The sequence below is a fragment of the Pedobacter panaciterrae genome (assembly GCF_013204795.1).
In the GTDB taxonomy this organism is placed as follows: Bacteria; Bacteroidota; Bacteroidia; order Sphingobacteriales; family Sphingobacteriaceae; genus Pedobacter; species Pedobacter panaciterrae.
The window spans coordinates 619,219-631,893 of sequence record NZ_JABMKW010000020.1 but is presented as its reverse complement, the minus strand read 5'-3'; the positions used below and the strand labels follow the sequence as shown (position 1 = coordinate 631,893).

Annotated in this window: 9 protein-coding genes and 1 other RNA gene; 7 read left to right on the top strand and 3 right to left on the bottom strand. The window is 37.2% G+C overall.

Annotation, left to right across the window (positions count from 1 at the left end; all coding sequences use genetic code 11):
* Positions 1 to 276: 276 nt before the first annotated feature.
* Positions 277 to 1,314 carry an aldose epimerase family protein gene (locus tag HQN86_RS21630; protein ID WP_172662957.1) on the bottom strand — a complete coding sequence of 346 codons (1,038 nt, stop codon included), beginning with the start codon at positions 1,312 to 1,314 and terminating at the stop codon, positions 277 to 279.
* 154 nt (positions 1,315 to 1,468) lie between these two features.
* On the opposite strand from HQN86_RS21630, the gene HQN86_RS21625 reads away from it, so the two are divergent.
* The 5 genes from HQN86_RS21625 to HQN86_RS21605 are packed head-to-tail and all read left to right on the top strand — an operon-like array spanning position 1,469 to position 5,248.
* Complete coding sequence (locus tag HQN86_RS21625; protein ID WP_172662956.1) at positions 1,469 to 2,620, top strand: galactokinase; 1,152 nt, start codon at positions 1,469 to 1,471, stop codon at positions 2,618 to 2,620.
* The gene (locus tag HQN86_RS21620) at positions 2,620 to 3,150 is read left to right on the top strand and encodes an RNA methyltransferase (RefSeq protein ID WP_172662955.1); all 531 of its coding nucleotides are present in this window, start codon (positions 2,620 to 2,622) and stop codon (positions 3,148 to 3,150) included. The genes HQN86_RS21625 and HQN86_RS21620 overlap by 1 nt, the downstream gene beginning before the upstream one ends.
* A 20-nt stretch (positions 3,151 to 3,170) precedes the next feature.
* A complete protein-coding gene (locus HQN86_RS21615) occupies positions 3,171 to 3,827 on the top strand; it encodes a YdeI/OmpD-associated family protein (RefSeq protein WP_172662954.1) in 657 nt (218 codons plus the stop codon).
* 40 nt (positions 3,828 to 3,867) lie between these two features.
* Positions 3,868 to 4,662, top strand: a complete 795-nt coding sequence (locus tag HQN86_RS21610; protein ID WP_172662953.1) for a metallophosphoesterase family protein — start codon at positions 3,868 to 3,870, stop codon at positions 4,660 to 4,662.
* Positions 4,643 to 5,248, top strand: a complete 606-nt coding sequence (locus HQN86_RS21605; RefSeq protein WP_246269707.1) for a hypothetical protein — start codon at positions 4,643 to 4,645, stop codon at positions 5,246 to 5,248. The genes HQN86_RS21610 and HQN86_RS21605 overlap by 20 nt, the downstream gene beginning before the upstream one ends.
* Positions 5,249 to 5,328: 80 nt before the next feature.
* Here HQN86_RS21605 and HQN86_RS21600 read toward each other — a convergent pair whose 3' ends face one another.
* Both HQN86_RS21600 and gltB read right to left on the bottom strand, forming a co-directional pair.
* The gene (locus tag HQN86_RS21600) at positions 5,329 to 6,795 is read right to left on the bottom strand and encodes a glutamate synthase subunit beta (protein WP_172662952.1); all 1,467 of its coding nucleotides are present in this window, start codon (positions 6,793 to 6,795) and stop codon (positions 5,329 to 5,331) included.
* A 3-nt stretch (positions 6,796 to 6,798) separates the two neighbouring features.
* Positions 6,799 to 11,310 (bottom strand): glutamate synthase large subunit, encoded by a 4,512-nt coding sequence (gene gltB, locus HQN86_RS21595; protein WP_172662951.1) that lies wholly within the window; start codon positions 11,308 to 11,310, stop codon positions 6,799 to 6,801.
* 454 nt (positions 11,311 to 11,764) lie between these two features.
* On the opposite strand from gltB, the gene ffs reads away from it, so the two are divergent.
* Positions 11,765 to 11,864, top strand: an RNA gene (ffs, locus tag HQN86_RS21590) — signal recognition particle sRNA small type.
* A gap of 138 nt (positions 11,865 to 12,002) precedes the next feature.
* Positions 12,003 to 12,665, top strand: coding sequence for a fructose-6-phosphate aldolase (fsa, locus tag HQN86_RS21585; RefSeq protein WP_048905467.1), 663 nt, complete (start codon positions 12,003 to 12,005; stop codon positions 12,663 to 12,665).
* Positions 12,666 to 12,675: the final 10 nt, after the last annotated feature.

Genomic DNA, 12,675 nt, shown 5'->3' with positions numbered 1-12,675 from the left:
GTATAAGGAATCTTAAAAGCACGCTCCAAATGAATGTTAAATTAAATTAATAATGGAACAAAGTTCAGCTGGAATTGAAAAATATCATTGCCGTAGATGCGCCAAACCACTAGATTATCGAATTCCACGACAACAAATCGTAAAAACAATACTGTTTTGGGTACCACTTAAAAGGTATAAGTGCACTTCATGTGAAAAAAAGCAATATATAATCGCTAAAAAATAAAAGGGTATTGAAGATATTTCATTACCCTTTATATTTTCTTAGGCAATTCCTTAGCTGTGCTCTACCTTGTAAATAGTGGTTTGAGTGTATGTTTCACCAGGCCTCAATACAGTGCTTGGAAATGCAGGAATATTAATCGCATTTGGATGATGTTGCGTTTCTACACAAAATCCTCCAAAAGGTTCGTAATTTCTTCCTTCTTTGCCGTGCTTCACATTAAGGTATTTAGCTGTATATAAATGGGCAATTGGTTCAGTAGTATAAACAGATAGTTTTAAGCCTCCGGTTTGTTCAGTTGTTTCAGAAGCTAATGTGAGCTCACCATATTCTTTATCGAGTACGTAGGTTTGATCGTATCCTTCGGCAGGATCCCAGTCTGCGTCAAATTCCTTACCACCCAAAAAATCATGATGAGTACCTTCTACAGGAATAAGTTTTCCTGTTACTACATAGTTGTCGTCTTGTTCAAGATAGTTGCTTGCAGGCATTCTGTGGTGATGTTTCCCTACTGAACCACCAGTTGGGGAAAGATTAAAATAACCATGATGGGTTAAGTTAATAGCTGTTGCTTTGTCTGTTGTTGCTTTAAAATCAAGAATCAGCTCGTCCTCATCAGTTAATTTAAAAGTTAACTGAATGGTAAGGTTTCCTGGGAAGTTCTCTTCGCCATCCGGACTTGTGTATTGAAGTGTTACGCTTGGGTCAATGGTAGACAAGACCTCCCATACCCTCTTGTCATAACCCGTATCGCCACCATGCAGGCAGTCTCCTCCTTTTGCTTGAGATAGCTGATAAACCTCTCCATCAATAGTAAATCTGCCATTTTTAATTCGATTGGCATATCTGCCAATAACAGCACCTAAATAGGGATAATTTGCTAAATATTCTTCGCTTAAGTATTGATCAAAATCATCAAATCCCAATACGATATCCTGCTTTTCTCCATTTTTATTGGTTACTATAAATTTACTTATTATAGCCCCATAATTGTATATTTTGACATATGTTCCCTTAGTATTTGTTAATTCTACACCAAGTACTTCTTTGCCATCTATAATTTTACCTGTCTTTACTAGTTTAGTCTTCATTTATATATAATAAAATGCATTTTATGTTGAATTGAACTTACTCGATTCGGTTCATAGTTGTATATTTAGGGCCAGGTATTTTTGGATCCACTCGTTTGTCAAACAATACTATAAATACTTTATTAAAACTAAAACATTAATTTAAAATATTACAATGAAAGCGGAATTAACCAATAAATTCTTTGAAAAGTATGAACAACAACCAACAGCACATTATTTTACTCCAGGTCGCGTAAACTTAATTGGCGAACATATAGATTACAATGGAGGCTTGGTAATGCCTTGTGCAGTTACGTTAGGAACCTGGTTAATTATTGCTCCAAACAACGACAACGTAATCAGATTTAAAAGCTTAAATTTTGAGGAAACTGCACAAATTGAACTGAAACCATCTTATACTAAAACTGGTTCTGAGTGGTTCAACTATCCCCTGGGTGTTTTTAATGAAATTTCAAAGAAACATAAAATTCCGACAGGCTTGGATCTATTGTTTTTTGGTAATATTCCAATTGGTTCAGGTCTATCTTCTTCCGCTTCTATTGAAGTAGTAATGGCTTATGCTTTAAATGACTATTTTAAGTTAGGTTATGAGAAGATTGAACTACCCTTATTAGCTCAGAAAGTTGAGAATGAATTTATAGGTGTGAACTGTGGTATTATGGATCAATTTGCCGTTGCCTTTGGTGAAACTGATAAAGCCATAGTATTAAACTGCGATACCTTGAAATATAAGATAGTAGATTGTAATCTTGGAGATTATTCACTTGCTATCATCAATACAAACAAACCTCGTAAGCTGGCTGAGTCTAAATATAACGAAAGAGTATCTGAATGCCAGACAGCATTAGCTCAATTAAATCAAGAAATTAAGCTTAATAATTTATGTGAACTAACAGCGGAAAAATTCGCTTTACATAGTCATCTAATTACTGACGAAACTGTTTTGAAGAGAGCGACTCATGTTATTAAAGAAAATGATAGGGTTAATTTAGCAGCTAAAGCATTGAATGAAGGTAACTTAGTGGAGTTTGGACGTTTGATGTATGCTTCTCATCAATCATTAAAAGATCTGTATGAAGTAACTGGAGTGGAGCTTGATACTGTAGTAGATTTCTGCTCTGATTATGAGCACGTTATTGGTGCCCGTATGACAGGTGCAGGTTTTGGGGGATGCGCTATTGCCTTGCTTAAAAAAGGACAGGAAGAAGATTTTGCCAAACAGCTTACAGACTATTATGTAGATCGCGTTGGATACCCTGCTGCAATTTATATTAGTGAAATTGGTAACGGTGCATCTGCTATTTAATGAAAAAGCTAAAGTTAGATGAGCTAAACCGCGTTGGTGTTGATGAATTTAAAGAACAAGAGAAGCTACCTGTTATTGTAGTACTTGATAATGTGCGAAGTATGCACAATATTGGCTCTGTTTTTAGAACGGCAGATGGTTTTGCTATCGAAAAATTATATCTGTGTGGAATTACGGCTCAGCCTCCGCACAGAGAAATTGAAAAAACAGCTCTTGGTGCCACCCAATCTGTAGAATGGGTTCATTTTGAAACAACTCTTGATGCTGTAGCATCTCTAAAAGCCGATGGGTATCGGGTTATTGGCATAGAACAAGCTGCAGGCAGCATCATGCTAAATACATATAAACCGAAGTCTTCTGAAAAATATGCTTTGATTTTTGGTAACGAAGTTAATGGGGTTAGTGATGAAGTGATGGCCCAGATTGATGAATGCATCGAAATTCCACAGTTTGGCACAAAGCATTCTTTTAATATCGTAATATCTGCAGGTATTGTGCTTTGGGATTTCTTTGCTAAATTAAGACTGTAAAATATTTCTACTTCAATATTATGGAGAACGGGTTATTAAAGAAAATGTACTTCAAACCTGGTTTTAAGGTGTTATTGGCAAATGCGCCCAAAAATGGTACTGCTATTTTAGGTGATGTTAGCAGTATATCATTAGTGAACAATTCTGCTGACGATTTTAATGGTCTACTCCTTTTTGTAAAGGATAGCTCAGAATTAAACAGGGAACTCAAAATCTGGGCACCAAAAATAGATGACAAAAAAACAGTTTGGATTGTTTATCCAAAAAAGACCTCCGGAATAGTTACCGATCTGAAGATGGAGAAATGGAATGAGCTGGAACTTTATAAACTTACTCCGTGTGCTTCTGCAGCAATTGACGACACCTGGACAGGTATTAGAATTAAACCAATTGATCAGGTAAAAGCATCTGGTGTTGGAAATAATGAAATTAAAAAAAATGAATTTTCTGAGTTTATAGATGTTGAAAATAAAAAAGTAACGGTGCCATCAGATTTGGCAAAGTTATTTTTGCAGCATCCGCAAGCACAGTCTTTTTTCGAGACCCTCGCCTATTCTCATAAAAAAGAATATGTATTGTGGATTCTTACGGCCAAACAAGAACAAACAAGGATAGGCAGATTGCAAAAAACTATTGAAATGTTACTGGTTGGTAAAAAGAATCCAACTATGAAATAGTCCTGACATTCAAAATTTGTATATCCCTTTAATTTGTGGTATGCGAATATTTTTACTATTTCTACTCTGTGCTGCTTTAGCAAGTTGTAACCATTTTGAGTTTAGTCCGAATCAAACTTTTGATAAAATTTCTTTAAAGGATGTAAATGCCACCAATCTGAAAAGATTGGGTAATGGTGCGGATGATGATACCGTAACTTTCGTTTTAACTGGCGATAGCCAGAAATCACGAGACGAAACGGTAAAGTTTTGTAAAGCCGTGAATGCTATTAAGGGGATTGACTTTGTAGTTCTGGCTGGTGATATTACTGAATTTGGTGTTTTAAAGGAAATGCTTTGGATTTCAAGAACTCTTGAAGATCTTCATGCTCCCTATGTAGCTGTTATAGGAAATCACGACGAAACAGCCCGTGGTAAGGAAACATTCCAGCATATGTTTGGCGAACTTAATTATTCTTTTATATACGGAGGTGTAAAATTCGTTTGCCACGATAGCAATAGCCGGGAGTATAATTTCAATGGTCAGGTGCCCAATATTCCCTGGTTAAAAAATGAATTGAAACCATCGCCCGGGATTAAAGGTTTTGTAGGTATTTCTCATGTGCCGGTTAATTCAGAAGATTTTGACAGCAAATTAATCAAGGATTATACAACCACACTTGCTCAAACTCCAGGCTTCCTGGCATCACTTAACGCGCATACTCATAATTATAATCTCTTTTATCCGGATGATTCGGGTATTCCCTACGTGATCACAAGCGCGATGGCAAATAAGGAATTTTTAGTTGTACAAATTGTAAATAATAAGATAAGTTTTGAGAGAGTATATTTTTAAGTTCCGTTTCGTTTTTTTGCTGTTGGTTGCAAGTAGTGCTAAAGTATCTGCACAAAGTTTTAAATTCTTAATTCCTGATCAGGCAATTGTACAGTATGCCGGAAGTATAGGTTATTTTAGTGGAGGTGTTGGTTATGAACTGTTTGGTAACAAAAAAGGTAATTTAGATTTACTTTATGGATTTGTACCGGGTAGTAAAGGTGGGGTTTTGAATATAGCAACTGCTAAATTTGGCTATAAACCATGGGCTATTAAATTGAAAGAATGGGGGAAAATTTATCCTTTTAATCCTGCAATATTTGCTACTTATACTTTTCATAAGGAGCTGTCATTTAAATTTCCAAGCGGACAATATGCTCATGATTATTATTACTGGTCAGAAGCTTTGCGTCCGCATCTTGCTTTCAGTAGCGAAATTGAGCTGGATGCAAAAAAACTTTTGAAAAATACGGGTATCAGAGCAATTGGTCTTTATATAGAGGCAAATACGAATGATTTTTATCTGATCAATTATCTTCAAAATACATCTGCACTAACTGTAACGGATATTTTTCAGCTGGGAATAGGAATGCGTGTTAAGTTTTAAAATTAGAAACGCAGCAACAAACAAAAGGCTCCGGTATATTTACCGGAGCCTTTTGTTTGTTATAATATTTATACCTCTACTTAAGCGTATGGAATACCATCTTTTGATGGCAAACTACTGTGTCCCATTAAGTATTGATCTACTTTTCTGGCCGCTTCTCTTCCTTCAGATATTGCCCAAACTACTAATGATTGTCCACGGCGCATATCACCGGCAGCAAAGATCTTAGCAATATTGGTTTGGTATTTACCTTCTTCAGCTTTTACGTTTCCTCTGTTGTCAAGCTCAACACCAAGATTTTCAATTAATCCTTCCTTTTGAGGATGTAAAAAACCCATAGCTAAAAGAACAAGCTGACAAGGAAGATCACGTTCTGTTCCTGCTTTTTCTTTGAAGTTTACCGGGCGACCATTAGCGTCAATTTCCCATTCTACATCAACAACTTTTACAGCTTTCAGATTTCCGTTTTCGTCTTTGATGAACTCTTTGGTATTTACTCCCCATCCTCTTTCGCATCCCTCTTCATGAGAAGAAGTTACTTTTAACAACATTGGGTAAGTTGGCCAAGGCATGTTGCTGGTACGTTGTTGCGAAGGCATCGGCATAATTTCAAATTGAGTTACCGATTTTGCACCCTGACGGTTAGAAGTACCAATACAATCAGATCCTGTATCACCACCACCAATTACAATTACATCTTTACCGGTTGCTAATATAGCTTCACCATCAACTGCGAAGTTTTTAACGCGTTTGTTTTGTTGTTTTAAGAAATCCATTGCAAAGTGGACACCTTTCGCCTCTCTTCCTTTTGCAGGAAGATCTCTTGGAATGGTTGATCCACCAGCAAGAATAATTGATTGAAAATCTCTAAGTAAGGTATTCAATTCAACATTTACACCTACGTTTGAGTTACATTTAAATACGATACCTTCTTTTTCCATTAAAGCGATGCGTCTTGTTACAACATCTTTTTGTAATTTAAAATCTGGGATACCATAGTTAAGCAAACCACCTGGTGTGTCGTCACGTTCGTAAACAACTACCTCATGTCCGGCTTTGTTTAATTGAGCAGCAGCAGCTAAACCTGCAGGTCCTGAACCGATAACAGCTACTTTTTTACCAGTGCGGATTAGCGGTTGCTCTGCTTTAATATAACCTTTATCAAAGGCAATTTCAATAATGTGTTTCTCTATTTCCTCAATTGATACGGGTGATTTGTTAATTCCAAGTACACATGCTGATTCGCATGGTGCCGGGCAAATCCTTCCTGTAAATTCAGGGAAGTTGTTTGTGCTCAGCAAGATAGTGCTGGCCAGATGCCAGTCGCCTTTATATACAGCTTCATTGAATTCAGGAATCACGTTGCCTAAAGGACAACCCGACTGACAGAAAGGAACACCGCAATCCATGCATCTGGCTGCTTCTTTGTTAACTTCCTCCAGTTCAAAATTCTTTACGAATTCATTATAATGTTTTAAACGCTCTTTTGCATCTTCTTTTAAAGGAGCAGTTCTTTCGTATTCTAAAAATCCAGTTACTTTTCCCATTATTTAAGATATTTTCAGTTTGTTACTTTTGTTCATTAATACTGCTTTGTATTCTTTAGGGAATACTTTGATAAAATGTGCAGATTGTGTTGCCCAGTCGTCTAGCAAGAATTTAGCTACACTACTTTCTGTAAGCTGAAGATGTTTCTTTAATAAATGAGTGATACGTAGTTCATCCTGTTCATCAAGAGGATCCAGATCTACCATCTCTTTATTGCATTTGTTTGCAAAATCACCTTTAACATTATAGATCCATGCAATACCACCGCTCATACCAGCCGCAAAGTTGCTACCTGTATCGCCAATAACCAATACCTCGCCGCCAGTCATGTATTCACAACCGTGATCTCCAAGTCCTTCGACAACAGCAGTTGCACCAGAGTTACGTACCGCGAATCTTTCACCCGCCTGCCCTCTTACAAACAGCTCACCAGAAGTTGCACCATAAAGAGCCACGTTGCCGATAATGATGTTTTGCTCAGGTACATATTTAGTAGTACTGAAAGGGAAAATCGATAATCTTGCTCCCGAAAGTCCTTTACCTACATAATCATTGGCCTCGCCTTCAAGATGTAATGAGATACCTCTAGTAGCAAATGCTCCGAAACTCTGACCAGCAGAACCTTTGAATTTGAAATTGATGGTATCAGCAGGTAAACCTTGTGATTTGTATATTTTCGAAACTTCGTTTGAAAGCATGGTGCCAATTGCACGGTTGGTATTTTTAACTTCGAACTCCTTATATATAGGCTCTTTGTTAAATAATGCAGGCTGTGCAGCTTTGATTAATTCGTGATCCAGAATTTCTGATAATCCGTGATCCTGATCTTCTGTTTTAAATAAGCTTAATCCATTATCTGGTGCTTTATATAAAATTGCAGAAAGGTCAAGGTCTTTTTGTTTCCAGTCTTCCTGAGCTATTGCACGTACTTTTAATGCGTCAGATTGACCAACCATTTCTTCAACGCTTCTGAAACCAAGTTCAGCCATTGTTTCTCTTAACTCCTGAGCCAAGAAATAGAATAGGTTAACTACGTGATCCGCTTCACCTGTAAATAGTTTTCTTAAGTTAGGATCTTGAGTAGCAACACCAACAGGGCAAGTATTTAAATGGCATTTACGCATCATAATACATCCTGCGGTTACAAGAGCTGCAGTTGCAACACCCCATTCTTCGGCTCCAAGTAAAGTTGCAATTGCAATATCTCTACCTGTTTTTAGCTGTCCGTCTGTTTGTAACACAACCCTGCTACGCAAGCGGTTTTTAACAAGCGTTTGGTGCGCTTCAGCTAATCCAAGTTCCCAAGGTAAACCAGCATGTTGTATTGAAGTTAACGGAGATGCACCTGTACCACCATCAAATCCTGATACCAGAATTACATCAGCATGTGCTTTAGCTACTCCTGCAGCAATAGTACCAACACCAGCTTTAGAAACCAGTTTTACGTTGATTCGTGCTTCTCTGTTAGCATTTTTTAAATCGAATATTAACTGTGCCAAATCCTCGATAGAATAAATATCGTGGTGTGGCGGAGGAGAGATCAACCCTACTCCCGGAGTAGCGTGACGAACTTTTGCAATCCAATCATCTACTTTGTGTCCAGGTAACTGACCACCTTCACCAGGTTTTGCACCCTGTGCCATTTTAATTTGTAACTCATCTGCATTGGTAAGGTAGTAACTAGTTACACCAAAACGTGCAGAAGCGATTTGCTTAATTGCAGAGCGCATTGAGTCACCATTTTCAAGCACTTCATATCTCAACTCATCTTCACCACCCTCGCCGGTATTGCTTTTTCCACCAATACGGTTCATTGCAATAGCTAATGTAGAGTGTGCTTCGTGAGAGATGGAACCGAACGACATTGCTCCGGTAGCAAATCTTTTAAAGATATTTTCAACTGGTTCAACCTCTTCTAAAGAAATAGCCGGGCGATTGTAACTGAATTCAAATAAACCTCTTATTGTATAAGCCTGGTTTGTTTGCTCGTTTACCAGTTTAGAGTATTGCTTATAAGTGCTGTAATCATTTTTCCTTGTAGCGTTTTGCAACAAGTGGATGGTTTGAGGGTTGAACAAATGCTGTTCACCTTTACGTTTCCATTTATAGTTACCACCAGTAGGTAAAATAGCATCCGGACGGTTAGCTAGTTTAAAGATCCTGTTGTGTTTAATCAACGTTTCTTTAGCTATTTCGTCTAAGCCTAATCCACCGATTCTTGAAACAGCTCCGGTAAAGTAGTTGTCTACTACACTTTTATGTAATCCAAGAATTTCGAATATCTGAGCACCATGGTACGATTGTAATGTAGATATACCCATTTTAGAGAATATCTTTAACAAACCATTGTTAACCGCGTAGATATAATTTTGGAATAATTTTTCTTTTTTCTCTTGAAGTTCAGTTTCAAAACCAGCAATAGTTTCTAAAGCCAGGTAAGGATTTACTGCAGTTGCACCAAAACCAATTAAAGTTGCAAAATGATGAACTTCCCAAACATCACCAGCCTCAACCACAATACCCACAGCACCTCTATATCCTTTACGGATTAAGTGATGGTGAACGGCTGAAACAGCTAATAACGAAGGAATGGCAGCATGCTCAGAATCAAGAGCCCTGTCAGAAAGGATAATTACCTGGAAACCATCTTCAACAGCATCAACAGCATAGCGGCAAAGCCTTTCGATACCTTTAGCTAATGCACCCGGGTTGCCATCTGCTCTGAAATAAGTTTGTAGTGTTTTGGATTGGAATACTCCGGTATCTATACTTCTTAATTTCTCAAGTTCAAGGTTGGTTAATATAGGATGTTTAATGCCTACACAATGACATTGCATTGCATTTTCTTCCAATATATTACCGTTATTACCCATAAAACCGGCTAAACTCATTACCACTTTTTCCCTGATAGGGTCAATTGGTGGGTTAGTAACCTGGGCAAATAACTGCTTAAAGTATGAGGCTAAGTGTTGTGGTTTTTGAGAAAGGATAGCCAAAGGAATATCAGTACCCATTGAACCAATTGGTTCTTTGCCGTCCTGAGCCATTGGTTTTAAGATTAGATCAATATCTTCTCTGCTATAGCCAAAAACCTGTTGGTATCTAAAAATAGACTCCTGAGACAGATTGCTAAATACTAATCTTGGATCAGGAAGTTCTTCCAGTCTGATTTGGTATTTATTGATCCAGTCGCCATAAGGCTTGCTACCACATACCTGTTGTTTAATTTCAGCGTCACTAATGATTCTGCCTTGCTCCATATCTACCACAAACATTTTTCCAGGAGTTAATCTTCCTTTCTCAATGATTTTGCTTTGGTCAAGAGCTAGTGCGCCAGCCTCAGATGCCATAATTACACGGTCATCCTCAGTGATGGCATATCTTTGCGGACGAAGTCCGTTTCTATCTAATGTAGCACCTATAAGGTTTCCATCGGTAAATGAAACTGCCGCTGGTCCATCCCAAGGCTCCATTAAAGTAGCATGGAATTTATAAAAAGCTTGTTTCAGTTCATCCATATCGTCATTACCATCCCACGCTTCAGGAATTAACATCATAAGAACGTGTGGTAAAGAACGACCAGAGTGAAGTAGTAATTCTACTATATTGTCTAAACATCCCGAATCTGAGTTAGATTCATCAATTACAGGAAGTAAAATATTTAATTCTTCAGGAGTAAAGTAAGAAGAAGCAAAAGATTTAACACTTGCTCTGAACCAGTTAAGGTTACCCTGCAAAGTATTGATCTCTCCATTATGAGCGATATACCTGAAAGGTTGTGCCAGCCTCCAGGAAGGGAAAGTGTTTGTAGCAAAACGCGAGTGAACTAAACCAAAAGCTGAAACCACACGTTTATCGCTAAGCTCAGTAAAATAGCTTCTAACTTGCAGTGAAGTTAGCTGACCTTTATATACAATTGTTCTTGACGAAAAAGAAGCAATGTAAAAGTCGCCATTAATACCTTTTACAGTATTATTAATTGTTTTAGACAGGTAGTTTTTAAATACGTACAGTTTACGTTCAAAATCTGCACCTGCTGCAATTGCATAAGGACGGGCAATAAATACCTGTTCCATTTCCGGTTCTACTGACAAGGCCATATCGCCAATACCTTCTGTATTGGTTATTACCTTTCTAAAGCCCAGAACTTCCAGGTTTAGTTTTTCGGCAGCGCGGTAAATAATTTCCCTACATTCTTCTCTTGCCTTCACATCTTTGGGTAGGAATAGCATTCCGACGCCGTAATCTCCAGATTCATTTAAACTGAATCCGATTTTGAGACACTCGTCATACAGGAATTCATGGGGTATTTGTATCATAATACCAGCCCCATCACCTGTATTGATTTCAGCTCCGCAAGCCCCGCGGTGATCAAGATTTTCAAGAATGGTTATAGCGTCAGAAATAATTTGCTGTGATTTCCTGCCTTTTATATGGGCAACAAATCCGATACCGCAGGCATCGTGCTCAAAACGCTGGTCATATAACCCTTGGTTATCTTGTTTTGGTTCCATAAGTCTCGTTTAAATATTAGTTTTGGTATAGTGTATTTAGGACACTAAGATACGAATAAAATTCAAGGAATTATAATATTCACATATTTTTTAGAAAAAAAGCAGTACTTGGCAATGAAGTGCGTACTTAATTATCATATTAGTAAATTACATCGTTTTAATTTATGATGTTGGTAATGGTGTTATTTAGAATTATTTTGCATAACAAAATAATTACAAATGGCTTTACGTGCTTTAAACGCAATTTTTCTTGTTTTTTGCTGTCGGTTTTTTGATTTTCTTCTATTTAATCTAGTGTGTTCCCTTGTAAGGTTATCTAAATATAAGGGAAATATTAAATTATTTACAAACTCAATCTCTTTAACGTCAATTGATTATCTTTATTTCCTTTAAAAAGTTGAAATATTTGGTGATTTTCCTTTCGTAGATTCAGGTCTTTTGCTACTTTTGTGGCGGGCAAGTCTTTTACGATCAGCTCCTTTTGAACTCCCCCAGGTCGGGAACGAAGCAAGGGTAGAAAGTTGTAGCGATGCGATAAGAGGTGCTTGCCCTTTTTTTACTTTCAATGTAAAAAAAGGCTCTCCTCTCCTATTTTTTCCATCTTTTCTTAAAAGACTTCAATGTAAATACCTAATTTAGGCGTTTATTAATTGACAACTTATAACATTAACCAATTTGCTAAATTAAATAACATGAAATTTTTTATTGACACAGCTAATCTTGATCAAATAAAAGAAGCCCAAGATCTTGGTGTTTTAGATGGTGTAACCACTAACCCTAGTCTTATGGCTAAAGAAGGTATTACGGGCGATGCTAACGTAATTGCGCATTACAAGGCCATCTGCGCTATCGTAGATGATAATGTAAGTGCAGAAGTGATATCTACCACCTATGATGAAATCATCAAAGAAGGTGAAGCTTTAGCTAAATTAGATCCAAAGATTGTTGTTAAGGTACCTATGATTAAAGATGGCGTTAAAGCAATTAAATATCTTTCATCTAAAGGTATCAGAACCAATTGTACTTTAATTTTTTCTGCCGGACAGGCATTATTAGCTGCTAAAGCGGGTGCAACATATGTATCTCCATTTTTAGGTCGTTTAGACGACATCTCTACTGATGGTTTACAATTAATTGAAGATATCAGATTAATATTTGACAACTACGGTTACCCTACCCAAATTTTAGCTGCTTCTATCCGCGGTCCGTTGCATATTGTAAATTGTGCTAAATTAGGTGCAGATGTAATTACAGGTCCTTTATCTGCAATTACGGCTTTGTTAAAACACCCATTAACTGATAGCGGTTTAGCTCAGTTCCTTGCTGATCACAAAAAAGCTTCAGAAGCAAAATAGTGTTTCTTTA

Bases quoted from the DNA above. Each gene is read 5' to 3' on its own strand.
- HQN86_RS21630 (WP_172662957.1), bottom strand. From the start codon at position 1,314: ATGAAGACTAAACTAGTAAAGACAGGTAAAATTATAGATGGCAAAGAA.
- HQN86_RS21625 (WP_172662956.1), top strand. From the start codon at position 1,469: ATGAAAGCGGAATTAACCAATAAATTCTTTGAAAAGTATGAACAACAA.
- HQN86_RS21620 (WP_172662955.1), top strand. From the start codon at position 2,620: ATGAAAAAGCTAAAGTTAGATGAGCTAAACCGCGTTGGTGTTGATGAA.
- HQN86_RS21615 (WP_172662954.1), top strand. From the start codon at position 3,171: ATGGAGAACGGGTTATTAAAGAAAATGTACTTCAAACCTGGTTTTAAG.
- HQN86_RS21610 (WP_172662953.1), top strand. From the start codon at position 3,868: ATGCGAATATTTTTACTATTTCTACTCTGTGCTGCTTTAGCAAGTTGT.
- HQN86_RS21600 (WP_172662952.1), bottom strand. From the start codon at position 6,795: ATGGGAAAAGTAACTGGATTTTTAGAATACGAAAGAACTGCTCCTTTA.
- gltB (WP_172662951.1), bottom strand. From the start codon at position 11,310: ATGGAACCAAAACAAGATAACCAAGGGTTATATGACCAGCGTTTTGAG.
- fsa (WP_048905467.1), top strand. From the start codon at position 12,003: ATGAAATTTTTTATTGACACAGCTAATCTTGATCAAATAAAAGAAGCC.